Annotated in this window: 23 protein-coding genes and 2 pseudogenes; 14 read left to right on the plus strand and 11 right to left on the minus strand. The window is 69.1% G+C overall.

All coding sequences use genetic code 11. The features are described 5' to 3' along the window. Positions 1-75: 75 nt before the first annotated feature. Both ABT342_RS14750 and ABT342_RS14755 read right to left on the minus strand, forming a co-directional pair. Positions 76-2,691: a bifunctional FO biosynthesis protein CofGH gene (locus ABT342_RS14750; RefSeq protein WP_351572352.1), complete on the minus strand. Its 2,616-nt coding sequence runs from the start codon at positions 2,689-2,691 to the stop codon at positions 76-78. A gap of 129 nt (positions 2,692-2,820) precedes the next feature. Next, positions 2,821-3,414 carry a TetR/AcrR family transcriptional regulator gene (locus ABT342_RS14755; RefSeq protein WP_351572355.1) on the minus strand — a complete coding sequence of 198 codons (594 nt, stop codon included), beginning with the start codon at positions 3,412-3,414 and terminating at the stop codon, positions 2,821-2,823. A 63-nt stretch (positions 3,415-3,477) separates the two neighbouring features. Here ABT342_RS14755 and ABT342_RS14760 point away from each other — a divergent pair, with 63 nt between their 5' ends. After that, positions 3,478-5,379, plus strand: coding sequence for a serine/threonine-protein kinase (locus ABT342_RS14760; RefSeq protein WP_351572357.1), 1,902 nt, complete (start codon positions 3,478-3,480; stop codon positions 5,377-5,379). Positions 5,380-5,466: 87 nt separating this feature from the next. Here ABT342_RS14760 and ABT342_RS14765 read toward each other — a convergent pair whose 3' ends face one another. The 6 genes and pseudogenes from ABT342_RS14765 to ABT342_RS14790 form a co-directional block, all read right to left on the minus strand. Next, the gene (locus ABT342_RS14765; RefSeq protein WP_351572360.1) at positions 5,467-6,492 is read right to left on the minus strand and encodes an SUKH-3 domain-containing protein; all 1,026 of its coding nucleotides are present in this window, start codon (positions 6,490-6,492) and stop codon (positions 5,467-5,469) included. Further along, positions 6,489-6,869 carry a YwqJ-related putative deaminase gene (locus ABT342_RS14770; RefSeq protein ID WP_351572363.1) on the minus strand — a complete coding sequence of 127 codons (381 nt, stop codon included), beginning with the start codon at positions 6,867-6,869 and terminating at the stop codon, positions 6,489-6,491. The genes ABT342_RS14765 and ABT342_RS14770 overlap by 4 nt, the downstream gene beginning before the upstream one ends. A gap of 1 nt (position 6,870) precedes the next feature. After that, complete coding sequence (locus ABT342_RS14775; protein ID WP_351572366.1) at positions 6,871-7,356, minus strand: SUKH-3 domain-containing protein; 486 nt, start codon at positions 7,354-7,356, stop codon at positions 6,871-6,873. Positions 7,357-7,402: 46 nt separating this feature from the next. Continuing rightward, entirely contained in the window at positions 7,403-9,253 is a 1,851-nt protein-coding gene (locus ABT342_RS14780; RefSeq protein ID WP_351572369.1) for a YwqJ-related putative deaminase, read from the minus strand. A gap of 114 nt (positions 9,254-9,367) precedes the next feature. Next, on the minus strand, positions 9,368-10,141 hold the full coding sequence (locus ABT342_RS14785) for a hypothetical protein (RefSeq protein ID WP_351572372.1): 774 nt from the start codon (positions 10,139-10,141) through the stop codon (positions 9,368-9,370). Between the two features lie 365 nt (positions 10,142-10,506). Then, positions 10,507-10,989, minus strand: a pseudogene (locus ABT342_RS14790) (DedA family protein). A 321-nt stretch (positions 10,990-11,310) separates the two neighbouring features. Here ABT342_RS14790 and ABT342_RS14795 point away from each other — a divergent pair. From ABT342_RS14795 to ABT342_RS14845, 11 genes are all read left to right on the plus strand, one after another. Continuing rightward, complete coding sequence (locus ABT342_RS14795; protein ID WP_351572375.1) at positions 11,311-12,075, plus strand: hypothetical protein; 765 nt, start codon at positions 11,311-11,313, stop codon at positions 12,073-12,075. Positions 12,076-12,104: 29 nt separating this feature from the next. Then, positions 12,105-12,950 (plus strand): SMI1/KNR4 family protein, encoded by an 846-nt coding sequence (locus tag ABT342_RS14800; protein WP_351572378.1) that lies wholly within the window; start codon positions 12,105-12,107, stop codon positions 12,948-12,950. Between the two features lie 290 nt (positions 12,951-13,240). Further along, on the plus strand, positions 13,241-13,744 hold the full coding sequence (locus ABT342_RS14805) for an SseB family protein (protein WP_351572381.1): 504 nt from the start codon (positions 13,241-13,243) through the stop codon (positions 13,742-13,744). Beyond that, positions 13,741-14,373 (plus strand): hypothetical protein, encoded by a 633-nt coding sequence (locus ABT342_RS14810; protein ID WP_351572384.1) that lies wholly within the window; start codon positions 13,741-13,743, stop codon positions 14,371-14,373. The genes ABT342_RS14805 and ABT342_RS14810 overlap by 4 nt, the downstream gene beginning before the upstream one ends. Continuing rightward, complete coding sequence (locus ABT342_RS14815; RefSeq protein ID WP_351572387.1) at positions 14,373-18,992, plus strand: putative T7SS-secreted protein; 4,620 nt, start codon at positions 14,373-14,375, stop codon at positions 18,990-18,992. The genes ABT342_RS14810 and ABT342_RS14815 overlap by 1 nt, the downstream gene beginning before the upstream one ends. After that, positions 18,989-19,438, plus strand: coding sequence for a hypothetical protein (locus ABT342_RS14820; RefSeq protein ID WP_351572390.1), 450 nt, complete (start codon positions 18,989-18,991; stop codon positions 19,436-19,438). The genes ABT342_RS14815 and ABT342_RS14820 overlap by 4 nt, the downstream gene beginning before the upstream one ends. Positions 19,439-19,510: 72 nt before the next feature. Next, a complete protein-coding gene (locus tag ABT342_RS14825) occupies positions 19,511-19,972 on the plus strand; it encodes a hypothetical protein (protein WP_351572392.1) in 462 nt (153 codons plus the stop codon). A gap of 568 nt (positions 19,973-20,540) precedes the next feature. After that, a complete protein-coding gene (locus tag ABT342_RS14830) occupies positions 20,541-20,795 on the plus strand; it encodes a type II toxin-antitoxin system Phd/YefM family antitoxin (RefSeq protein ID WP_351572395.1) in 255 nt (84 codons plus the stop codon). After that, positions 20,792-21,043: a type II toxin-antitoxin system RelE family toxin gene (locus tag ABT342_RS14835; protein ID WP_351572398.1), complete on the plus strand. Its 252-nt coding sequence runs from the start codon at positions 20,792-20,794 to the stop codon at positions 21,041-21,043. The genes ABT342_RS14830 and ABT342_RS14835 overlap by 4 nt, the downstream gene beginning before the upstream one ends. Positions 21,044-21,166: 123 nt before the next feature. Continuing rightward, a complete protein-coding gene (locus ABT342_RS14840; RefSeq protein ID WP_351572401.1) occupies positions 21,167-21,469 on the plus strand; it encodes a hypothetical protein in 303 nt (100 codons plus the stop codon). Between the two features lie 24 nt (positions 21,470-21,493). Continuing rightward, a complete protein-coding gene (locus tag ABT342_RS14845) occupies positions 21,494-21,886 on the plus strand; it encodes a hypothetical protein (RefSeq protein WP_351572404.1) in 393 nt (130 codons plus the stop codon). Between the two features lie 45 nt (positions 21,887-21,931). Here the strand turns inward: ABT342_RS14845 and ABT342_RS14850 are convergent, their stop codons facing one another. Continuing rightward, positions 21,932-22,354, minus strand: coding sequence for an ATP-binding protein (locus ABT342_RS14850; protein ID WP_351572407.1), 423 nt, complete (start codon positions 22,352-22,354; stop codon positions 21,932-21,934). A 139-nt stretch (positions 22,355-22,493) separates the two neighbouring features. Here ABT342_RS14850 and ABT342_RS14855 point away from each other — a divergent pair, with 139 nt between their 5' ends. Continuing rightward, the gene (locus ABT342_RS14855) at positions 22,494-23,363 is read left to right on the plus strand and encodes a helix-turn-helix domain-containing protein (protein ID WP_351572410.1); all 870 of its coding nucleotides are present in this window, start codon (positions 22,494-22,496) and stop codon (positions 23,361-23,363) included. Then, positions 23,360-23,605 carry a DUF397 domain-containing protein gene (locus tag ABT342_RS14860; RefSeq protein WP_351572413.1) on the plus strand — a complete coding sequence of 82 codons (246 nt, stop codon included), beginning with the start codon at positions 23,360-23,362 and terminating at the stop codon, positions 23,603-23,605. The genes ABT342_RS14855 and ABT342_RS14860 overlap by 4 nt, the downstream gene beginning before the upstream one ends. Here ABT342_RS14860 and ABT342_RS14865 read toward each other — a convergent pair. Continuing rightward, positions 23,583-23,776, minus strand: a pseudogene (locus ABT342_RS14865) (NADP oxidoreductase); the annotation flags it as partial. The gene ABT342_RS14860 and the pseudogene ABT342_RS14865 overlap by 23 nt on opposite strands. 35 nt (positions 23,777-23,811) lie before the next feature. Continuing rightward, positions 23,812-24,282 carry a prevent-host-death family protein gene (locus ABT342_RS14870; protein ID WP_351572416.1) on the minus strand — a complete coding sequence of 157 codons (471 nt, stop codon included), beginning with the start codon at positions 24,280-24,282 and terminating at the stop codon, positions 23,812-23,814. Positions 24,283-24,397: the final 115 nt, after the last annotated feature.

A 24,397-nucleotide genomic window follows, 5' to 3' on the forward strand; every position in this document is an offset into this window, starting at 1 on the left:
GTCCACCACGAACTGCCCTACGTCCGAGGGCACTTCGCCCAACGAGAACAACCCTGGGAGCTCTGCCCCGCAGGCCTACTCGACCAACGGCAGCAGCTCCGGCAGATGCCCGTCCGACGCCGCGGCCGCCCGCTGCCGCTCCTGCGGCACCTCCCCGTACAGCGTGGTGCGCGGCTTCGCCGGCCGCCCCGCCAGGTCCGCTATGGCAACGAGGTCCTTCACCGAGCGGTACGAGCCGTAACTGCTGCCCGCCATACGGGAGATGGTCTCCTCCATCAGCGTGCCGCCCAGGTCGTTGGCGCCGGAGCGGAGCATCTCCGCCGCGCCCTCCGTGCCGAGCTTGACCCAGCTGGTCTGGATGTTGGGGATGTGCGGGTGCAGGAGCAGCCGGGCCATGGCGGTGACGGCGCGGTTGTCGCGGGTCGTCGGTCCGGGCCGGGCGATGCCCGCCAGGTAGACGGGTGCGTTGGTGTGGATGAACGGCAGCGTCACGAACTCGGTGAACCCGCCCGTCTCCTGCTGGATCCGGGACAGCGTGCGGAAGTGCCCGAGCCAGTGGCGGGGCTGGTCGACATGCCCGTACATCATCGTCGACGACGACCGGATACCCAGCTCGTGCGCGGTGGTGACGACCTCGATCCAGGTGGCGGTGGGCAGCTTGCCCTTGGTGAGCACCCAGCGGACCTCGTCGTCGAGGATCTCGGCGGCGGTGCCGGGGATGGAGTCCAGCCCGGCCTCCTTGGCGGCGCTCAGCCATTCCCGGATGGACATGCCGGTCCTGCTGGCCCCGTTGACGACCTCCATCGGCGAGAAGGCGTGCACGTGCATGCCCGGGACCCGTGCCTTGACCGCCCGTGCGATGTCGAAGTAGGCCGTGCCCGGCAGGTCGGGGTGGATGCCGCCCTGCATGCACACCTCGACCGCGCCGACGTCCCACGCCTGCTGGGCGCGGTCGGCGACCTGGTCCAGCGAGAGGGTGTAGGCGTCGGCGTCCGTACGCCGCTGGGCGAAGGCGCAGAAGCGGCAGCCGGTGTAGCAGACGTTGGTGAAGTTGATGTTGCGCGTGACGATGTACGTCACGTCGTCGCCGACCACGGATCTGCGCACGTCGTCCGCGATCCGGGTGAGCGCGTCCAGCGCGGGCCCGTCCGCGTGCAGCAGCGCCAGCGCCTCGTCGTCGCTGAGCCGGGTCGGGTCGTCGGCGGCCGTCGCGAGGGCCTGCCGTACGTCCGTGTCGATCCGCTGGGCCACCATCCCGGGCGCCGCCGCCTCGCGCAGCGCCTCCCAGTCCCCGTACACGTCGTCGAAGTCGTCCCGGCGGTCGCCCGTGCGCCCGTCGGTGTCGATCGTGCGGTGCAGATCGACGCGGCCGCTCGCCGTGAACGCCTCCTCGGGCTCCTGCCAGGGCCTGCCCGTCACGACCGCGTCCTCGTTCGCGAGCCCGGTGCCGGGGTCGGCGAGCGCCGTCACGTGCGGGAGCAGTCGCGGGTCGAGCCACGGCTCGCCGCGCAGCACGTACTCCGGGTACACCGCGAGCCGTTCGCGCAGCTGGAAGCCTTCGGCGGCCGACCGCTCGGCGAGGGTGTCGATGTGCGGCCAGGGCCGCTCCGGGTTCACATGGTCGGGCGTCAGCGGCGACACCCCGCCCCAGTCGTCGATCCCGGCGGCGATGAGCCGCCCGTATTCGTCGTCCACCAGGTTCGGCGGCGCCTGCAGGCATCCCGACGGCCCCATGATGTGCCGTGCGACGGCCACGGTGGCGACCAGATCGTCCAGCTCGGCGTCCGGCATCCCGCGCATGGCCGTGTCCGGCTTGGCGCGGAAGTTCTGGATGATCAGCTCCTGGATCCCGTGGTACGCCCGCGCCACCCGCCGCAGCGCGAACAGCGACTCCGCGCGCTCCTCGTACGTCTCCCCGATCCCTATGAGCAGCCCGCTGGTGAACGGCACCGACGACCGGCCCGCGTCCTCCAGCACGCGCAGCCGCACGGCCGGCTCCTTGTCCGGCGACCCGTAGTGCGGCCCGCCCGGCTCGGACCACAGGCGGGTGGCCGTCGTCTCCAGCATCATCCCCATCGACGGCGCGACCGGCTTGAGCCGCTGGAAGTCGGTCCAGCTCAGCACCCCGGGGTTGAGGTGCGGCAGCAGCCCGGTCTCCTCCAGGATCCGGATCGCCATGGCCCGTACGTACGCGATCGTGTCGTCGTACCCCTCCGCCTCCAGCCACTCCCGCGCTTCGGGCCACCGGTCCTCCGGCTTGTCCCCGAGCGTGATCAGCGCCTCCTTGCAGCCGGCGGCCGCCCCGCGCCGGGCGATGTCCAGCACCTCGTCCGGCGACATGAACATCCCGTGCCCGGCGCGACGCAGCTTCCCGGGGACGGTCGCGAACGTGCAGTAGTGGCACTTGTCCCGGCACAGCCGCGTCAGCGGGATGAACACGCTCTTCGAGTACGTGATCGCCCCCGGCCGCCCGGCGGCCTCCAGCCCCGCGTCCCGCACCCGCGCGGCGGACCCGCACAGGTCCACCAGGTCCTCCCCGCGCGCCTGCAGCAGCACTGCGGCCTCGGCGACATCGAGCGCGACACCGTCGCGCGCCCGCTTGAGGGCGCGGCGCATGGCGTTCGCGGTGGGAGGTGCGGCGGGGTGTCCTGTGGAGTGATCTGCGGAATGTCCGGCCTGGTGATCCGTCATGAAGTGAGCATACGAGCGGCCGCCGACAGTGGGGGGCGCCGGTCGGGACGTACGTCTCGGAATCGGCTGAGTACTCGCGCACGAGCGACGATCCGGGGCCGACGCGCACCCGTGGCCGAGGGGTCACGCCTACGGGGCCAGTGACCGCCAGATCCGGTCCGGCAGGACCCGGGCGGCCTCGGCGAGGTCGACGTCGTCGATGCCCGAGAGCCAGCGGCGGGCGACGCCGACGACCGGCCCGAGGACCAGGGACTCGATCAACGGCAGGGGCAGCGGAGCGAGTTCGCCGGAATCGATGCGGGGCTGGATCCACAGGGCGAAGGCCGAGAGCCTGGCCTCCTGGGCGTCGCGGAGCTCCTTGCCCTGGGCCATGCCGTAACGGTCGGCCATGGAGGAGTGCAGGAGCAGGGCGGCCTCCCGGTGCTCCTGGATGAACGCCAGGTAGGTCCGTACGACGGCGCGGATGCCGGTACGGGCGGTGCGGGAGCGCTGCAGGGACATGCCCAGCTCGCCCAGCAGCCGGCCCAGCCAGCGGTGCGTCAGCGCGGCGACGAGGCCGTCGATGCTGCCGAAGTGGTGGTAGAGGCTGCCCTGGCTGATCCCGCTGGCCTGGGTGATGGCGCCGACCGTGATGCCCCGCTCGCCCTCGGCGGCGTAGACGCGCAGCGCGGCGTCGAGCAGCAAGTCGGCGGTCAGCTCGCCGCGTTGCTGTTTCGGGCTCATCGGTTTCCTCGCTCGTTCTAGTGTATTTTTCTAGACACTGATTCCAATTCTAACGGAGTTGACGTGCTAGAGCTCAGGGGGAGCGGGGCCGAGCCGCTGGAGACGGAGGACCCGCGCCGGATCGGATCGATCCCGCTGGCGGGCAGGCTCGGAGTCGGCGGCATGGGGCGGGTGTACCTGGGCGTCCACGAGGGCCGGTACGTCGCGGTCAAGCAACTGCTGGCCTCCGTCGTCGGCGAGGACGAGGACTTCGTTCGTCGTTTCGGGCACGAGCTGGACAACATCTCACGGCTGCCCGCGGGGGCCACCGCACCGCTGCTCGCCAGCGACCGCACCGCACGCCCCCCGTGGTTCGCCACAGCCTACGTCCCGGGGCTCACCCTCAGGCAAGCCCTCGAACTGCACGGAAGCCACCTGCCCGCGGAGGCGCTGTGGCTGCTGCTGCGGGAGACGGCCGCGGCCCTGGCGTCGGTGCACGCGCTGGACATGGTGCACCGGGACGTCAAGCCGTCCAACGTCATGCTGACCGTCGACGGCTTGACGCTCATCGACTTCGGCATCGCCCGTGCCGCCGAACAGAGCCAGCTGACCAGAACCGGCATGGCCGTGGGTACGCCCGCCTACATGGCCCCCGAACAAGCCACCGGCTCACGGCACTTGAGCGGCGCCACCGACGTGTTCGCGCTCGGCTCGGTCCTCGCGTTCGCGGCGTCCGGCCGACCGCCCTTCGGTGACGAGTCGGGGCACGGTGTGCTGTACCGCATCGTCCACGAGGAGCCGGACCTGGAGCCGCTACGGCAGCTGGAGCCGGACCTCGCCGAGATCGTCGCGGCCTGTCTCGACAAGGACCCCAAGAGCCGCCCCACCGCCGCCGAACTCCTCGAACGGGCCTCGGGGCGCGGTCCGTCCGCCGCCCCGCTGTGGCCGGCGGCCATCGCCGAGCGCCTGTCCGAGCGGGCCGCGTTCGCGGCGGACGTACAGGAGATCGACGTACGGACGCTGCCGCTGGCCGGCGGAAAGCCGGAACCGGAATCAGAACCGGAACCGGAACCCGAGGCCGCCCCCGCGACGAAACCGGATCCGAAGCCCGGGGCCTCGTCGCGACCGGAGCGTCCCGAGCGGCCCGAACGCCGCCGCCGGACCCGCGTCTTCCTCGCCGCCGTCCCCGTCGTCGTGGTCGCGGGCGGTACGACGCTCGTCGTCCAGAACCTGCCGTACACGTCCTCGCCACAGGCCCAGGCCCCTGCCTCCACCCCGTCCGCCTCGGTCCCGGCGCCGGCCGGTCCGACGCCGTCACAGGCGGCCGGAGGCCCGTCGGGCACGGCGTCACCGTCGAAGCCGCCGGCCAAGGACAAGGACACGGGCGGGGCAGGGGCCACGGGCGGGACCCTGGGCGGCGCGGTCGCCGGGGGCGCCGGGCCCGGAGCACCTGTCGGCGCGGGCGGAAGCCTGAGCACGGGCGGCTCGGGGACTTCCGGCAGTTCCGGCAGTTCCGGCGGCTCCAGCAGCTCCGGCGGGTCGGGCACTTCCGGCAGTTCGGGCGGCTCCGCTTCCACCGGCGGCGGGGGATCCACGCCCGCGCCCCCTCCGCCCCCGCCCCCGACCTCCGGCACCTACCGCTACAGCAACGGCGACGACGGCAGCTGCATCACCCAGGTCTACGGCTCCTCCAGCCACGGGAGCTGCTCGGACTCGACGGCCCGGTGGACCATGCAGAGCAGGTCGGACGGCAGCTTCAAGCTGGTCAACAAGCAGACCGGCGCGTGCCTGCAGTCCAACGGGACCGGCCAGGCCGTCTTCGTGTCCGACTGCGCCCAGGACGCCGGACGGCTGTGGCGTACGGGTTCGGGCGGCAGCCTCCGGAGCGAATACGACGGCGGCTGCCTCGACCTGGGCATCACCAGCGGCCTGGTAACGGCACCCTGCGCGGGGGAGGCGTCGCAGCGCTGGACACGGCAGGCCTGAGGCACGCCCGGAGGACCACGGGCACGGGCCTGCCGGAGTACCCCGGCAGGCCCGGCCGTGTGCCCGTGTGCCCATGAGGCCCTTCGGTCAGACGGGCTCCGCCACGGCCTCGTCGGTCACCCCGCCCGCGTAACGGGCCAGATCCCGGGCGCACCCCTCGACGGCCTCCCACGGCCGGCCGAGCGCCGTCCCGGCGCCTGCCGTCAGGGACAGCTCCGTCGCCGTCGGCACCGCCGCCGAGTGGCCGACGCGTACGGCACAGTGCACCGAGGAGTACGGGGCGTGAGTCCCCTCCGGAGGGCTCACCGTCACGGTGAGCGCGCAGCCCTGGAGGGGCGTCTTCCCGGCGTCGGCGAGCTGCCGCATCCGCGCCACCAGCAGCGCGGCGATCTCGTCCAGCGAACCACCCGGCAGCGGTACGGAACGGTCCAGGACGTCGCCGCCGATCCCACGCAGGGCCGTCACCGTCAGCCGCAGTTCCCGGGCCCCGAAGAGCTGCCTGTGGTGCAGGACGTACACCCCCACCAGTGCGGTGCGCACCGCGTTCTCCAGCGGGTCCTCGTGCGCGGCGGGTGCCGCCCAGGTCCACCGCCGAGGGGCGATCCGGCGCGGCGCCCGTCCCTGGGTCAGGGCCCGCAGCCCGTCCTCCACGGAGTCGCCGAGCAGCCATCGGCCGCCGTGGTCGACGCACAGCAGGCGCCCCGACTCGGCCACCCCGATCAGCCCGCCCGCGTCCGTGCTGCCGAGCGGGAACACGTCCTCGCCGATCGTGTCACCGAGCGCCCGGAAGGCCCGGAGCGCGTGCCGTGCCTCACGGGGGTCGATGACGCAGCCCGTAGCGGCGACCTCGGTGCCCGCGTCGACGGGGCGGAGCGTGAGGCCGTGGAACTCCCGCAGCGCCGCCCGCGCGGCGGGGAAGAGCACCCAGCCGCGGGTGCCGGCGCCGGCTCCGGAAGGGGCGACGGCCGCGGCCATGAGCGCGGCGGACGTGGCGTCGTCGCCGGCGTCCCGACCGGGGTACCACCCCGCGGCGGTCAGTGCGTCGCTGTACGTGCCCGCGTCACCGTTCGCACCTGCGCCGCTGTACGCACCTGCCTCACTGTTCGTGCTCATGAGCCGATGACGTCGACGCCGAGTTCGTCGAGCAGTGCGGAGCAGGAGCGGCAGACGGGGGCGGGGGTGCCGTGTTCCGGGTCCCCGTGGTCACGGATCTTCTTCGCGACCAGCGCGGAGCCCGCGAAGTGCTCCCGGGCCTCGGCGAGGCTGGTGCTGCCCCGGTCGGTGCGCTGCTGATCCAGCGCCCACAGCTGGTCGGAGACGAGCGCGGACTCGGCGCAGTAGCCGATGAAGGGCTCGCGGCGGTCGACGGGCAGCGCGTCGAGGAACGCCTGCACGGCGGGGTGGAGCCGAGGTGTTTCGTCCCCGGTCAGATTGGTGTGGCTGACGATCGTCCCCTGGACGAGCAGGGAGGCGGCCACACCCGGTGCCACGTCAGACAAAGTAGCCCTCCGCATCTTCCTGGTCGCCGGTCATCAGGCTGGCAAGAGCCTGGGTCTCATCGCCGCCGAGGAAATAGGGCCCGGTGTGGTGCAGGTAGAAGAACCGCCCCGAGTCGTCCAGCAGGACGATGCCGTTCTCGGACGTCTCCCAGCCCACGGGGAAGAGCCGGTGCCCCAGGTTCTGCGCCAGTTCGGCGATGAGCTCGGCGTCCCCTTCGTAACCGAACGTGGGATCGCCCCGGAACCTCCGCTCCGGTGCCAAGGGCATGGGGAACTCCAGGCCGACGTAGGACGAGACGAAACGGCGCACCTCGCCCCAGGGCTCCAGCGGAAAGCCCTGGTCGGCGGAGCCGCGGACGCGGACCGCGATCAGCCGCTCGGCCTCCGCCTCGTTCTCGGGGTCGTTCTCCCGCCCCGGATGCCAGCCGTTGGCCTGCAGCCAGGCGTCGAGCTCTTCCCGTGGGGGTGTTGGTCTCATCGTGTTCCTTGTTTCGGGGAATCGGCGGTCGGGGTCGGACGGTCGGTCAGCTGTGCAGACCGACTCCCAGGGCCTCCAGGACGGGGCCGCAACTCCGGCAAGGCGGCAGGTACTCGCCGTGCTTGACCTTGTTGCCGTCGTTGTCGAACTGCTCGCCGATGGCCACCGTGTAGATCTTGCTCCCGGACAGGGCGCGGCGGGCGTCGTCGAGGGAGGCGATGCTCTCCGTACGCCCGAGCTCATGCAGCCGGTCGGAGACCAAGGATACTTCCGCGCACCTTCCGTGCCCTCGGCCGAGGACCAGCTCGCCGCGCTTGGCCCGCTGCTCCACGTCGTCGTAGGCGGACTGCAGGGCCGGATGGGTGTGCGGGTACGCCTGACCGTGCCGGCTCTGCGAGCTGGTGTGCGAGGTGAGGACGTCACCGTGGACCAGGGCGCCGGAGCAGCCCGCCGCGATCCCGTCCTTGCCCTTCGGCTGATTCCCGGAGGCCTTCTGCGCGTCGTTGGCGAGCGCGCCGGCTTCGCTCTCCAGGAGCCGCATCCGCTGCGCTTCGTCGAGTCCGCTCACATCCAGGGCGTCACGCCGGTGGTGACGCATCTGGTCGGCGCTCCTGCCGTGCCATGCCGGGGGCGGGTGAATGGGGTTGCCATTTCCGGAGGGGGTGCCTCCGCCTCCGCCATTGCCGTTGCCTCCGCCCCCGCTTCCACCGCTGCCTCCGCCCCAACCACCGTCTCCGCCCCAACCGCCGGAGTTGCCGGAGTTGCCGGAGTTGGCGGGGCCGCTCGGTCCGGGGCGGCGATCCATACTGTTGGGCCAACCGGTTCCCGTGCCGACGGTCCAGCCGCCGGGCCAGCCGGTACCGGTGAACACGCGTTTCCTTCCAGTCCCCTCCTTGCCATCCGTCTGCTCACCCTTGGTGATCCTGTCGACGCGGTCGCGGACGTCCTGGTCGGTGTCCCGGTGAGTCTTCGAGCCCGCCTTCATGGACTTGGGCAGGGTGGAGCCGACGTGCTCGCCGAGGTCCTTGTGCCCCTTGGTGAGCTTCTCGACGACGCCGTCGATGGTGGAGTCGAGGACGGCGGTGAGGGAGTCCTTGCCCTTGGCGCGGCCGTGGGCGGACTTGGCCTTGCCGATCTTCCCGGCGGTCTTGCCCGCCATCGCGATCTGTACGTCGCCCAGTTTCCCGCCCGCCGTGGTGTGCGCGTCGTGGTCGATCACCGGCCCACCCCCGGGGCCGCCGCCGCCCGGCCCTCCGGCCGAGTTGATCCGCAGGCCCTCCTTGCCCGCCTGCACGGTCTGGCCGGCGTCGTAACCGTCCTGCACTCCGAGCACGTTGAACGTGGCCTGAATGGCCAGGTCCGCGACGATGTTCTCCAGCGCGGCGACGGCCGGTTCGGTGAGCGTCGCGACGATCTCGGCGACCGCGGCCTCGGCCATCTCCTTCAGGACCTTCTTGAAGGCGATGCGGGTGGCCGCGATCTTCGCCCCCGCCAGCAGCGTGGAGAGACCTGCCGTCACCGGGGCGAACGCGAGCGTGATGCCCACGGTGGCGGCCAGGTCGGCGAGTTCACCGACGGCGAGGATCTTGCGCGCCACGATGAGGTCCGCGACCCGGTCCAGCGCCCCGGCGATGACGCGGGCCGCCTTGGCCATGTCCTTGTTCTTGCTCTGGACCTTTCCCCAGTGCTTGTCCAGGGCCGTCAGCGACTCGCTCCGCCCGGAGGAGAGCAACCGCTGGATGTGCGCGTGCGCCGCGTGCGCGTCGTCGTCCGCGTCGTCCGCGAACTCCCGCAACGCGTCCGCCATGTCGCGGTACGCGTCCTCGTCGACGTTGGGCCACCCCACACCGACGATATCCAGCATCGTGTCGACGCCCTCGGGAATGGTGTATCCCACGACGCAACAACCCCCGTTCCCCCACGTAGTCAGATCGCCTGCTCAACCGAGCAGTTGACCCATTGAACACTCAATCATGTGCATTGTTCCCGTCTCGCGTCCCGTGCGATCGGGTCAGGACGTGGGCGCGTCCAGCTGGGACTTCAGCTTCGGCTTCGGCTTCCGCTTCACATCGGCCAGCTTCACGTCCTCCGTCTCCGGAGCCCCGAACGGTTCGGCGACCACCCCACTGCCGGTGCCGGTGACCTCCAGAGCCTCGTGGCCGCCCATGACGCGCAGATCGAGCCGCACCCGGGGCGCGCCCGCGTGGTCCGGCATCCGGTGAATCCGATACGCCGGGTAGCCCAGGCTCTCCAGCTTCTTGTGCATCACCTGGTAGCCGGCCGTCCGCGTGCCCTTGAAGGCCTCACCGACGCGCTTCGCGTGCTCATCGCCGGAGCACTTCTCGACAGCGGTCAGCGGCACTTCTTCGACCGACACGGGCTTGGCGGGGGACGGGGCCGACGCCGGCGGCGCGGGAACATCCGAAGGAAGAGGAACCGGTATGCCTCCGTCGGCGTCCGGAACGCCCGGCGGAGTCTCACCCGGCCCGTATCTCGGCGCCGGCACCTCCTCCCACCCCGTCAGGTCCTCGGGTCTGGGCGGACCGCCGTCACCGCTGCCGCCGGGGAGGTCCGGCGCGCAGGCCAGCGTGACGCGGTTCGTCAGCTCAAGGAACCGCAGCTCCTGATCGTTCTCGGTCGACTGCACATCCGGCGGAGTTGTCGCCGAGGAGGCGCTGCCCGCGAGGGCCTGATCGGTGGTGGCCTTCTGAGCGCCGCAGGCGGAGAGGACGATGCAGCCGAGCGCGGCAACCAGTACGGACTTCGAGAGGGACATCGATCGCATGCACGCATCGTGCAGAAAGCCGGTCACCGCGCACATGAGTACCCATACTCACCCTGATCCAGGTCGAACCGGCCCCAGAGGCGGGAACGGGGTGGGGCCACGCGCTCAGGGCACGGCCAGTTCCGGCCGTAGCCGACGCCCGCACCGACTGGCCGCTTCTCCATCCCGTACGCCTTCGGCGACACCGTGCCCGCCGGAATGTGGTCGTTCGACACCAGCGGACTCGTCCGTTACCGATAGGGCACCGAGGGCAGGGCCGGCTGCGGGGGCCTCGCGCACGACCTCGCCCTACGGATCCCGTCCGAGCAGAGCTGAGGCCTCGCGCCCATCTCGCCCGCCGCAGCACCCGCCCTCGCGGGACGGGCTCACGATTCCTCGGCCACCGTGTCACCGGAGGGCAGGGCCGCCCTTCTTCTGCGGTGGACCACCACCCCGCACACCGCGACGAGGAGAGCGGCCACGGCGGACACCCCGAGGGCCGTCTGCTCGGCGAAGAGCCTTCCCAGCACTTCGAGCACGCCGAGCCCCGCGGTGGCGTAGATCAGTGCCCAGGCCGTTCCGCCCAGGAACAGGGCGGGGAGGTAGCGCGGCAACGGCATGCGCATGCTGCCCGCGAGGAAGTTGACGGCGGTCTGGAAACCGACGGTCAGGAAGGAGACGGCCACCACCGGCGCGCCCCACCGCTGGATCGCCCGCTCGGCACGCCGGAACTTCGCCGAGGAGATCCGCCCGGCGAACCTGCTGCGCCGGGCACCGGCGCCCGCGAGTCACCCGACGGCGAACGTTCCTCCGGCGCGGAGCAGGACAATGACGTACAGGGCTCCGGCCGTGAGCGCGATCTTATCCACGACGCCTCGTCCCAAACTCCGGACCGGAAGCCGGGACGCCCGTCACCCGCATGGGCGTACCGCCCCAGCGGGCGCACGACGCGCACAAGCCCGGTCACCGTCTCTCACTTGCGCCCGCCTCTGCCCGGTCCGCCCCATGGGTTGCCACCTGCGGCATCGGAACCCGAACCTGCACGACCTCACGCCAGGCAAGGCCAGCCTAACCGAACGCGCATACGGGGTACAGGGCACCGGGCTGCGCTGCTCGAACTGTGGGAGATCGGTACCAGTAAACTTCCGAGCTATCTCAATAGGTACATAACCGACCTGATGGAGGACTGGATGGCGCTGGTGAACCACCAGGAGGTCGAGGTCACGATCACCGCTGTCGCCTCCGTCGGGTCACAAGTCGACGCGAACGGCACCACTGGCTTCATCGATCAGGTCAAGCACCCGTCCTGGTGGTCCACCGAGGTGGCGCCTCCGCAGATGGGCGACCGGCTGCACGCCGTGGTTCTGGACGACTCCAGAACCCCTCCCCGGCTCAGCGCGCTCCAGAAGGACATCGACATCGCGCGGGCGCTGACCTCGTCGCCACATGCCCCGCGACGCTACGAGTACGTGGGCGACCCGGGCATCCTCGCCGCCGTACAGCCCGGCAGTGAGGGACGCGTCATACGGACAGCCGCCGACATCGACACCTGGATGCCGGAACGGGACAGCGACGAGCCGGCGGAGCCCTTCACCTACGTCGTCGACGTGGCAGGCCACCTGCGGTTGGCACCTCGGCGCAGCGAGCATGTCGCGTGCGCCGGACGGGGGTGGGTGCTCGGGGCAGGGGAGATCAGCTTCCGCCGCCAGGGAATTGGCTGGGCAGTCACCGAGATCAGCAACCAGTCCACCGGATACTGCCCGGACCTCGCATCATGGCCGGCTGTCGCCGAAGCACTTGATCACGCCGGACTCATCCGCCCCGATGGCTTCACCCACGAGTTCGTCTTCCGCCGCTGCGAGGATTGCGGGGAGCTCAACGTGGTGCGAGAGGACGACTTCGTATGCGTCTTCTGCGGTGAGGACCTCCCCCGCCACTGGAACGTGAGCCCCTGACCAGCACGCCGATGAGGTCAGGTACACCGGTGAGCAGGCCCATTGTCAGTGCGGTGCGCTTCACTGCCGCCATGGAGCTCACGCACGCGATCGTCAACGACCTGCTGGCCCAGCTCGGCGCGGGGGACGGCCACATGTACCTGCCCGGCGACCTGGACCCGCAGGTCCTGAACGACCTGCCCGGCGGCATGTACGGCGCCCCGCGCACCCTCGTCCTCGACGGCTTCACCGATCCGACGGTCGACGAATCCAGGGGCGCCGCTCTCCTCGTCCCCTTCGAGGACCGAGCCGTGACGATACGGGCGTGGGCGTACGGGGATGAGTGGATCGGCACGGGTACGGCGCGGGACACCGAGGGCACCGAGCGGCCGGTGCTGGTGGTCGCTCACCGACAGGTGCCCGAACTCCTGGCGGCCACTTCGGGCCAGGACGAGGGCGTCGACTGGATGGAACGGCTCATACGGATCACGGGCTGGACGCAGCCCGCCCAACGGCCGGACGTGGACTGGCCGGAGGTGGAGTCCCGCCTGGGTACCGCGCTGCCGAGCGACTACAAACGCATGGTCGAAACGTTCGGCGCGGGCGCCTTCGACGGATTCCTGGCCCTGAACCAGGAGCCCTGGACGGACCTCAGAGAGGACGGCCTGCTCATCTGGGCGGGCACGGAGCACGAGGAGTCGTACTGCTGGAGGGTCGACGGCGACGATCCCGACCGTTGGCCCGTCGTGGTCCGGTCCTTCGACGGGGAGGACACCCCCTTCGACTGCCAGGCCGCGGAGTTCGCCTGCCGCGTCCTCGTCGACCCGCACCACCCGTACTCGCTGGCCCGCTATTTCGACACCCACTGGTTCATGACCTACGAGGAAAGCAACTGACCTCCTCCACCGCGGATTGTTTGCAGGCGGGAGGACGGTGATCATCTCAGCGGAGATCCCGATGGGCACGTCGGCGGTGCCGGCCAGGTGACGCCGAGCGAGACGCAGCATCAGTTCGGGCGCTTCGGCGCTTCGAAGCCTCGCCGTACGTCGCGCGCGTGCCGGCCGATGCCCAACGGGCACCTCGGGGCCGACATCACGTGAAGTCCTGGCTATATATGCACTTTTGAGCCATTCGAATCGCTGATCTCCGTTGCTATGAGTAAGGCTCTCGTGACAGCATCCGTCGCATGTCTGACAACGGGGATGACATATCGAGGCCTGGCACGCCCTCGAAGCTTGCCGATTTGGCCGAACTCACCGCACCACGTGCAACACGTGACTCGGAGGATGCCACCGCGCCGACGCCCATCGCGTCACCGCCCGAGGATGAACCGACCGTGACCCGAAGGTCGTTTGCGCGGTTGCTCGGCGAATTCCGGCGGACCGCCGTCCTGGTCCCCGTGGACCCGTACGGCAGTCTGTGGACCGCCGATCAGGGCGGCATCCGGTGGATCTGCGCGTTCTCCCACGAGGAGGCGCTGGCCCGGTTCGCCCACGCCCGCGGGGACGCCCAGCGCGAGTGGACGTACCAGACCGTCCTCGGCGCGCGGCTGCTGGACGTGATGGTGCCGACGCTGGGCATGCCCGCCGGGGTCGCCCTGGACGCGGGCGGCGAGGACGGAGTGCTCTTCCCGCCGGTCGAGGGCGTCGTACCCGACGCGGCGGTCGTCGAACTCGGGGGTGCGCGGTGAGTGGTGGCAAGGGAGACGTCGCGGTATCGAAGACCGCGCTGGACCGGATCGCGAAGGGCATCGACAAGGCCCACTCCGAGCTGAAGGACCTCAACGTCGGCCAACAGGCCGTCACCGGCCGAGGCTTCTCGCAGCTGTCGCTGACGGGCGTACAGCTGGGGCACTCGGGCCTGGCCGAGCAGTTCGAGACGTTCTGCGAGCGCTGGGGATGGGGCGTACGCGACCTGATGCAGCGGGCGAACGTCCTCACGGGCGCGCTGGGCCTGTCGGCAGGCGCCCTCCACGAACAGGACCAGTACGTCAAGGGCACGATCAAGATCGCGACGAACGCGTTCAACGGAAACCCGCATCTGAGCGAGGAAGACGTCAAGGCCAAGAGCTGGGACGAGATCAAATCGCAGAAGCCGCAGGACGGTGCGGACTGGAGCGACGAATCGTTCAGCCAGGCGCACTCCGAGGTCAAGCAGAACTGGAAGGACACGGCGTACGACGCTCAGGAAGCCCAGCTGGACGACATGGAGCGCTGGGGCCTGATCGACCCGGACATGCGTGAGGCGACGGAGCAGAAGATGCGCGAGGAGCTCGCCCCGACCGAGGCGGCCGTCGAGCGGGCCAAGGAGGACAGCTGATGGGCGACTGGGGCAAGGCCTTCGGCGACGGCGTCCAAGCCATCGGGGACGGCATCAGCGACGGCATCGAATCCGGTGCGAAGGCGCTCGGCGAGGGCGTCGACCACGCCACGGACAAGCTCGGCGACGGCCTTGAATACATCGGCGCGGAGGGTTACGCCGACAAGGTCGAGGACTGGGGTGACAGCGCCGCGTCCTGGCTGGGCGCCGAGGTCGGCGAGGCGCAGCTCGGTGAGACCGAGGAGGCCAACGAACTCGTTCACGGCAACCCCGGTGAGATCAACGCGACCATCCAGAACCTGCGTGACTTCAAGTCCGCCTTCGACAGCGTCGGCCAGGGCCTGAAGAGCCTGGACTCCAGCCACTGGATCGGCCAGGCGGCCGAAGCCTTCCGCCGCTCGGCCGGGGCCCTGCCCGTGAAGTGGCTCCAGGCCTCGGACGCCTTCGACGACGCGGCCAAGGCCCTCGCGGCATACGTCAGCACCCTCGGCTGGGCCCAGGCCCGAGCCAAGCAGGCCATCGCCCTCTACAAGAAGGGCACCGAGTCCTCGAAGTCGGCGGCCGAGGCCCACGACAAGAAGGTCGACGCCTACAAGGCCGCCCTCAACGGCGACAACCCGCTCCCCGTGCCAGCCCCCTTCAGCGACCCGGGCGCCGCCCAGCGCAAGGAGGCCCACGAGCTCCTCACCGATGCCCGTCGCCAGCGCAACGTGGTGGCGGAGGCGGCGAAGAAGGCCATCGCGACAGCCATGGCCCACGCCCCTGCCGAGCCCTCGGCCGTGGACCGTCTGAAGTACGACGCCATGGACTACGCCATCGGCACGAGCACCGAGATGCTGCACTTCGCCGGCGGCGCGACCAAAGGCGTCATCGGCCTCGTCAACTTCGTCCGCTCGGTCAACCCGCTGGACCCGTACAACCTCGCGCACCCGGCCGAGTACTACAAGAACGTCAGCATGACCCTGTCCGGGATCGTGTCGACGGCGGCCAACCCGGACAGGGCGCTGAAGAACGCGTGGGAGGCCTTCAAGGCGGACCCGACCGAGTTCTGGGGCAGGGCGATACCCGAGCTCTTCGGGACCAAGGGCGCGGGCGGCGCCAAGGGAATCGGCGGAGCGGCCAAGGGCCTGCCTGACACCCCGAAGAACCCCGCCCGCAGCGGCCACGACAAGGACCCCAACGGCTCAGGGCAGCATCTCGTCGAGCTGATCTGCCGGAAGGACCCCATTGATGTCGCGACTGGCCGAATGGTCCTTCCGCAAACTGACATCACTCTGCCCGGCTCACTGCCCCTGGTGCTCCAGCGCACCTTCCAGTCGTCCTACAGGGCGGGCCGCTGGTTCGGCGCGACGTGGGCGAGCACCATTGACCAGCACCTGGAGATCGACGCCGAGGGCGTGATCTTTGTCGGCGACGAAGGCAGTCTGCTGGCGTACCCGCACCCCGCACCGGGCGTCCCCGTCATGCCCACCCATGGCCGACGCTGGCCCCTGAACATCGACATCGACGGGGACTACACGGTCACTGATCCTGGCACCGGCGAGGTCCGGCGCTTCGCGACGCGCAGTGCCGAACTCGCCGTGCTCACCCAGATCGACGACCGCAACGGCCGCTGGATCTCCTTCGAGTACGACGAAGCCGGAGCCCCGAGCTCGATCGTCCACCACGGCGGCTACCACCTGAAGCTCACCACTCACGAAGGCCGCATCACCGCCCTGCATCTGGCGGACGCCGCCCCGGACGGCACCGACCAGCTGATCCTCCGGTACGGCTACACCGACGGCCACCTCACCGAGGTGACCAACTCCTCGGGCTGCCCGCTGCGCTTCGACTACGACGAGCGCGGGCGCATCACCTCCTGGACCGACACCAACGGAAGCCTCTTCCACTACGTCTACGACGACCAGGACCGCTGCATCGCCCAGTCCGGCGCCAACGGGCACCTCGAGTCGCGCTTCACCTGGGACGACACGGACCCCGAGAGCGGCCTGCGACTGACGTCGGTCACCGACGGACTGGGCCACACCGAGCGCTTCCTCATCAACGAACGCGTTCAGGTCGTCGCCGAGATCGATGCGAACGGTGCCGTAACGCGCTTCGAGCGCGACCGTTACAACCGGCTGCTGTCCGTCACAGACCCGCTCGGTCATGTCAGCCGATGCTCGTACGACGACTCAGGTCGTCTGACGACAGCGGTGCGCCCGGACGAGCGCAAGCTATCGGCCGACTACAACGAGCTTGGGCTCCCCACCCGTGTGGCCGGCGCCGACGGAAGGATCACGCGCCAGACTTATGACGATCGCGGCAACCGCACTTCAGTGACCGATGCATCTGGCACGACCACGCGGTTCTCGTACAACGAGGTGGGACACCTCACATCGGTGACGGACGCCCTGGACCACACCACGACCGTGCGCTGCGACAAGGCAGGGCTCCCCGTCGAGATCACTGACCCGCTGGGCTCGGTGACTCGGTACAAGCGGGATTCCTTCGGCCGACCGACTGCCATCATCAACGCACTCGGTGCGATCACCCGCCTAGAGTGGACTGTCGAGGGCAAGCTCACACGCCGTGTTGAGGCGGACGGCAGCGAGCAGTCCTGGTCCTATGACGGCGAGGGCAACTGCATCAGCCACACCGACGCAATGGGCGGGGTCTCCACCTACGAGTACACAGATTTCGACCTGCTCATGGCACGTACCGGGCCGGACGGCGCGCGGTACGAATTGACCCACAACACCAATCTCCAACTCACACAAGTCACCAACCCGCAAGGGCTGACCTGGAGCTACGGTTACGACCCGGCCGGCCGGCTCATAACCGAGACCGACTTCGACGATCGCACACTCACGTACACGTATGATGCAGCTGGCCGCCTCACCTCCCGAACAAACGGACTCGGCCAGAGCATCCGGTACAAACACAATGAGCTCGGCCAGGTCGTGCGCAAGAACGCCGAAGGCTCGGTCACCACCTTCGAGTACGACATTTTCGACGAACTCTCCGGGGCAGTCGGTCCAGACGCCACCCTGACCCGGCTGAGGGATCGGTTCGGACGCCTCAGGTCCGAGACTGTGAATGGCCGCAAGCTCACTTTCGACCACGATGCCCTGGGCCGCCGAAAAGGCCGGACAACCCCCAGCGGGGTCGTAAGTGCCTGGACGTACGACGCAGCAGGCCGCCGCACCGAGCTCACTACGTCGGGCCGCACACTCACCTTCGAATACGACGCTGCGGGCCAAGAGCTGGCCCGCCACATCGGCGAGACGGTCACACTCAAGCAGACCTTCGACGTGTTGGGCCGCCTTACCGACCAACGTGTCACCGGCCACGACCGCGCCCTTCAGCACCGCGCTTACACGTACCGTGCGGACGGCAACCTCGTCGGTATCGCCGACCAGCTCTCCGGCAACAGGAACTTCGACCTCGACGCTGCCTCCCGTGTCACTGCCGTCCACGCGGCCAACTGGGCCGAACGCTACGCCTACGACGAGGCCGGCAACCAGACCGACGTGTCCTGGCCCTCCTCCCACCCTGGTCACGAGGCCGCGGGCCCGCGCACATACTCCGGCACACGTATCACCCGAGCCGGTAACGTCCGCTACAAACATGACGCACAGGGCCGCATCGTCCTTCGTCAGAAGGGCCGGCTGTCGCGCAAGCCCGACACCTGGCGCTACGAATGGGACGTCGAAGACCGCCTCACCTCCGTCACGACGCCGGACGGCAAGGTGTGGCGCTACCTGTACGACCCAATTGGCCGCCGCACAGCCAAACAGCACCTCGGCAACGACGGCCAAACCGTGCTGGAACAGACCTCGTTCACCTGGGACGTGTCGACGCTCTGCGAGCAGACCACTTCCGCCGAAACACTGCCCAACCCAGTAACTCTCACCTGGGACTACGACGACCTGCACCCGATAGCCCAAACAGAACGGATCGTCACAGTTGACGCCCCGCAGGAGGCAATCGACGAGCGCTTCTTCACCATCGTCACCGATCTCATTGGAACCCCGAACGAACTCATCGACGAGTCGGGGATCGTGGCCTGGCGCACCCGCAGCGCACTATGGGGTACGACGACCTGGGCAGCCACGAGCACTGCATATACGCCACTGCGCTTCCCAGGACAGTATTTCGACCCGGAAACAGGGCTTCACTACAACTACTTCCGCTATTACGACCCTGAAATCGCCCGCTACACATGCCCCGACCCAATCGGTCTCAACGGCGGGCCGAATCATCACTGGTACGGCCCCAATCCGCACGCATGGATAGATCCCTTCGGCCTCGCACTCTGTCGCGCGAAACCGAGGCTGGAGAATGGTAACCCCAAGGAAGGATGGATACATGTCGATCAGCGCCATATCGCAGGTAACCATAACTCTGGCCACGGCGACCTCATGCCCCCCACAACCACGCGCGCACAAGTAGAAGCGGCTGCACACACCGTGATGGAGAAGGGAACACGGGTATCCGATCCTGCCCGCACGATCCAGACTTTCGAGAAACGAATGAGCGTCAACGGAATGCGGGCCAGATATCGGCTAATTGTCGATTCGACAGACTCGAATCGGATCATCACCTTCTTCCCGGTGGGAAAGAGCTATACGCCATGATCAAGATTAAGTTTTCCGTTCGGGCAGAACAGGGCGACCCCAGCGGCTTCGACCTCGGAGACATCGCCTGCATCGGCGACCTCGGGGAAAGCTCCTCCGAGGGGCGAACTCCGGACCAGGGAATGATGATCTACCTCTCCGTGACGCTACTCCTCGACAATCTGGCACAATTTTTGAATAGCCGAGCAAGGACTTTGCACTTCACCGGAACCGACACATCTTTCGGGCTCACATTCCAGCGAGATAAAACCGGGACATTTTCCATCTCCTCCGGGAATAACCTACTGGCCAGGGCCAGCAAGCGAGAGATTACAGAAGCGGTGCTTCTCGCTGCGGAGGAGCTCGCAGCCACCAAGTTGCTTCAGCTCTCCGGTAGCGATGCCGCCAGGTCGGACTATTCAGCCGCGCTACATGAGTTCCGAGCGCTGGCCGAGCGCTCGGACTAGGACACGAGAGCGTCCCGGACCAACTCGTCATTGGCGTATTCTCTTCTTGTCTCACTCATCACGACGGGGCGATTGCATGGAATCGGCCCCGGCTCCACGCTCGACGAGGTCGACCGGGCGATCGACTGCGCTTCCTTCGACGATGTCGACGCATCGGGGCTCAGCATGCGTCGGGACTATGGATTCGTCGAGTTCTCCTTCAACGCCACCCCGACGGCCTGGGTGATGGCCAGCGCGACGTTGGAACTGCACCGGCTGGCCTGGGGCCGCGAACTCGCGGAGAAGTGGCGCGAGGGAACAGGCGTCGACTTCCCGCGATACCTGTCCTGGTCGGACCTGTGGGAAGCTCTGTCTCAGGTCCCCGAAGCAACCTGTCTGAAGGACGTGGACCAAGGCGGCTTCTTCGAACACCGCTTCCGCGCCCGTGCCGCACATGTGACGGTGATCGTGAACGACGATGGGCAGCGACGCGGTCGGCAGCTGGGGCAAGGGGACGTGTGGAGCGTGAGCGCGTGGGCGGCGGAATCCGAGTAGGTGCATCATGCGCATGAACCGATCGATGTCCGCGCTCCTGACCGCCCTCGACTCACGGACCTCGGCGACGGGGAGATCCGGGCAGCCCGACCCGGGAATTAGTGTCAGCTGACCGCAATATTGCAGGATTCCGAAGGATACGAAATGCCGCCGTGCTGAACACTTAATGGAACGTGTGCAGTGACGGATAGCGGCCCGCGAAAGCTCGAGCTCGCAGCGGACCGGATCCCGGACTGGCGCGGCAGTTATTCCACTGCGGACGACCGTGAGGACCTCCCCCCGTCACTGGAACGTGAGTCCCTCACCAGCGCGCCTACGACGCGACGGCCCGCGCGACGGTCCAGCCCCCCGCAGCGGGGCAGGTTCTCCGTCGAGATGCTCCCGTCCCCGATGGCGAGGCCTTCGCCGTACACGAAGTCCCCGGCTCACGTAGCGCGGGCCGTGTGGCGTGGGGTTGATGTCGCGTAGACGTACAACCCGACGGGCCAGCACTCCGTGCTGAGGCGGCGTCGTCCGCCCATGCGGTTGAGGGCCCACAAAGAAGAGGCGGGAAGTGTACACTTCCCGCATGAGCCAGACGCTGCCTATCACCGAAGCCCGCGCCCGCTTCGGATCGCTGGTCAGGCGGGCCTCGCATGCCCGCGAGCGCATCACGATCACTGATCACGGCCAGCCTGCGGCCGTGCTGATAAACCCGCAGGAACTGGCCGACCTGGAGGACGCGCTGGCTCTCGCGGAGTACCGGGCAGAGCAAGCGGCCGGCACAGTCGCCGGTGTGCCCCACGAAGAAGTCCGTGCACGGCTCGGCCTGGGGCGTGAGTGAGCTATCAGATCATCTGGCGGCTGCAGGCCACCGACGCCGCCACGCGCTTCCTCAAGGACGACCCCGATGGTCTGCGGCAGGTTTTCGCCTCTGTCGATCTATTGGCGGAGGAGCCTCGCCCACCAGGTTCAGCCGAATACGGCTCACCTGATCTGCGTCGCATGCACGTCGGTCAGTATCGCGTGATGTACGAAATCTCCAACGAGACGATCACCATCGTGGTGATTCACATCGGTCGCATCGGCTGACCTCCAAGAACCAGGTCCGCTCGGACCGTCTTGCCTACGTCGCGGTCCGCCGTGCCTCAGCAAGCGTGGAGACCCTCGATCAAGATGAGATCGAGGGCCGGGGGCGGAGTGCAATCGGCGTGCGTGCGTCGGCCACCGCTCCGAGGGCGAGGCGTTGCTCCTGCGCCGCCCCGCCAGGAGCCGCGCATCTCCCTCGCGGCGATCGCGCGGGTCCGCGCCGAAGGGCGGGCCGTCGCCGTCGAGTTGACGGCTCCGGCCGGGGCCGCGCCGGCCGTGCACCGGGTCGAGGGGGTGAGCGAGGCCGCCGGCACCGTCTTCGCCGACGCCGTGAACGACGCCCTGCCCGAACGGGCCGACGGGGACGAGACGGACGACGGTTCGACGCTCGTCACCACCCGCACCCTGAACGACCCCCGGGGAGGATGACCCGCTGTTGCGCCTCGCCAAGCGGTGGGCGCTTGCCGTCGGCCTCGCCCTCATCGCCCTGTCCGTGGGCGTCAGGATCTGGGAGACGCACTCTCCACCATCGGGGTCCTGCTCGTCGGCGCCGTCGGCGCGGGGGTCACCGCGTTCGGCGGCGCGGCGCTGTGGCTGGCGTTCCTGCACTGGTATCTGCCCCGGTACGGCATCACCGTCGACGCGGAGAGGATCAGCAACACCTACGCGTACACGGACACCAACGGCGTGACCCGCCCCGTCTACAGCAAGCCCAAGGGCCCGACCGTCCGGGTCGCCTACAACTCGCGGAAATCGAACTACGTGGCCGTCTGCGAATCGGGCCCCGTACGGCCTGGGACGCCGTCTTCGCACTGGGCATCGTCTGCGTCGGCCTCGTCGGGATGATCGCCCTCGCTCTCCCTGCCTTCGGCGGGTAGGGCCCCAGCGCGCCTAGGGCAGGACCAGTTCCGCCCAGACTGTCTTGCCGACGAGGCGGTCCGCCGTGCCCCAGCGCGTGGCGAGCGCCTCGACCAGGATGAGCCCCCGGCCGGTCTCGGAGTCAGGGGCCGGGGTCGTGGGGCCTGAGGTCGGGGTGCGGTCGGCGCGGGCGTCGGAGACCTCGATACGAAGAGTCGTCGCGGTGAGCGCGAGGCGCAGCTGGAAGTCGCGGCCCGGGACGCGGGCGTGGGTGATGGCGTTCGTGGCGAGTTCCGATACGAGCAGGGCGGCCGCGTCGGAGAAGTCCCCGCCGTAAGGGAAGCCCCAGACGTCGAGTTGGTGGGCGGCCAGGTGGCGGGCGAGGCGGGCGCCCCGGCGGGTGGCGCTGAGGCGTTGGGTGAACTGCACCGTAGGGGTGGCGGTTTCGGCATTCATGTCACCGAGCGTGTCCGGTGCGGCCTACCCTGACCAGGAGTGACGTCACGACGCTGGGTAATGGTACGGGTGCGGTCGGTGCACAGTGCGGGTGTCGGCCGTGACCGTTGGGGCACGCACGCGGACAGGCGGTACGAGCATGTGGGACGCACGACGGGACGAGCGGCCGGAGCGGCCGGCTGAAGTGGACGGTACGGCGCATCTGTTCAGGGCGCTCGGGAAACAGATCAAGGTGCTCCGGGAACGGGCCGGGCTGAGTCAGCGGGAGCTGGGCGTCGGGGTGCACTGCGGGGAGGATCTGATTTCCTCGATCGAGCGGGGCGTACGGACACCGCAGCCGGATTTCCTGGTCCGGGTCGACGACTTCCTGGGCGCCGAGGGTGTACTGAAGGCGGCGGTCCCGGACGTGGAGGAGGCGCTGGCGAAGGCGCGGACGCGACATCCGGACTGGTTCCGGGATTACGCGAAAGAGGAGGCCGAGGCCGTCGCGGTGCACGACTACAGCAATCAGGCGATTCCTGGGTTGCTTCAGACCGAGGACACCGCGCGGGCGATCTTCAGGCAGCGGAGGCCGCTGCTGGACGAGGCAACCATCGAGAAGCGTGTGGCCGACCGGATGGACCGACAGAAGATCTTCGAACGCTGGCCCGCACCGACGTTCAGCTTCGTGGTGGAGGAGTCCGTGCTCGACCGACCGATCGGAGGAGGCGCCGTCCACGAGGAGCAGTTGCGGCGGTTGCTGGACATCGGGCAGCTGCGGACCGTTGAGCTTCAGGTGATGCCCACCAGCCACGAGGAACACCCCTGCATGGACGGTAAGTTCATCCTGTTGACTCCCAAGGGGCGGCATCAGGTGGCCTACACGGAGATCCAGGGGTACTCCCGACTGATCACCAATCGCGAAGAAGTCGGTGTCTTCGCCGAGCGCTATGGGATCCTGCGGGCGCGGGCCCTGTCGCCCCGGGAGTCCTTGTCCCTGATCGAGAAGAAGCTGGGAGAACGTCGATGACCATCGAGCAGCTCCACTGGTTCAAGAGCAGCTACAGCGGCGGCGAGGGCGGCGACTGCATCGAGGTCGCCGTCGAGTGGCGCAAGTCCAGCCACAGCGGCGGCGAAGGCGGCGAGTGCGTCGAGATCGCCGCCTGCCCCTCCACCATCCACGTCCGCGACTCCAAGAACGTGACCGGCCCCCAGCTCGCCGTCCCCCCGGCCGCCTGGTCGTCCTTCGTTACGTACGCGCTCGGGCTGTAGGTCCGGCCGCGTAGGCCAGCGGCGGGGCGATCGCCTGGGCGTCCGCTCCCTCTCCGACGCACAGGGCGATGAACAGCGCGGCGGTCGCCTCCAGCAGCCCCGCCCGTTCGAGACCGCCGCCGCCAGGGGCTCGCAGCCCGCGTCGCGCACCAACTCGCGTACGCGCACAAGTGGCGGCGGCGCCGCCCGATCCCCCCTCTTGGGTGTCACGGAGCGGTCACCGGCCCAAAGTCGGTGTCATGGTCGGCCCTGAGCCTGAGAGCCTCGGCGTACTCGTCGGGATCGGCCTTGATCCGCGCCGTGGCCTTCCAGCCGGCCACCACTCCGTTCAGTGGGCCGAAGACATCCAGCTCAGCGGCGTCCCGTACGGCGTTGACCAGCTCAACCGTCATTTCCCGCACTTCGTCTTCGTCGAGGTGGCGCACCCACGGGAAGATCTCGGGAAGCGCGAGCAGAAGTGCACGGGCTCCGTCGTCGGTCTTTATCAGCGCGGCGAAGGTGTGAGCGATGGTGGTGACCGCCTCTTCGCGGCGCTCCTCGCGCTCCATGGTGGTCAGCACCAGGTCAGCGCCGTCGCGCCGCTCGATCCGGAGGCGCTCGGTCCTTGTGAGCCGCTCAGCCACGTCCCCCGGACGCTTGGACAGCTCCGAATAGGTCACAGCCTCAGTCGGTGTCATGCCATGAGGGCAGTTCGGAACTAATTCCGATGTCCACTGATGGCCCTCGCAGGGCCAGCTCCGCCCAGACCGTCTTGCCGACGACGCGGTCCGCCGTGCCCCAGTGCGCGGCGAG

It is taken from the genome of Streptomyces sp. NPDC000410 (genome assembly GCF_040300305.1).
GTDB lineage: Bacteria > Actinomycetota > Actinomycetes > Streptomycetales > Streptomycetaceae > Streptomyces.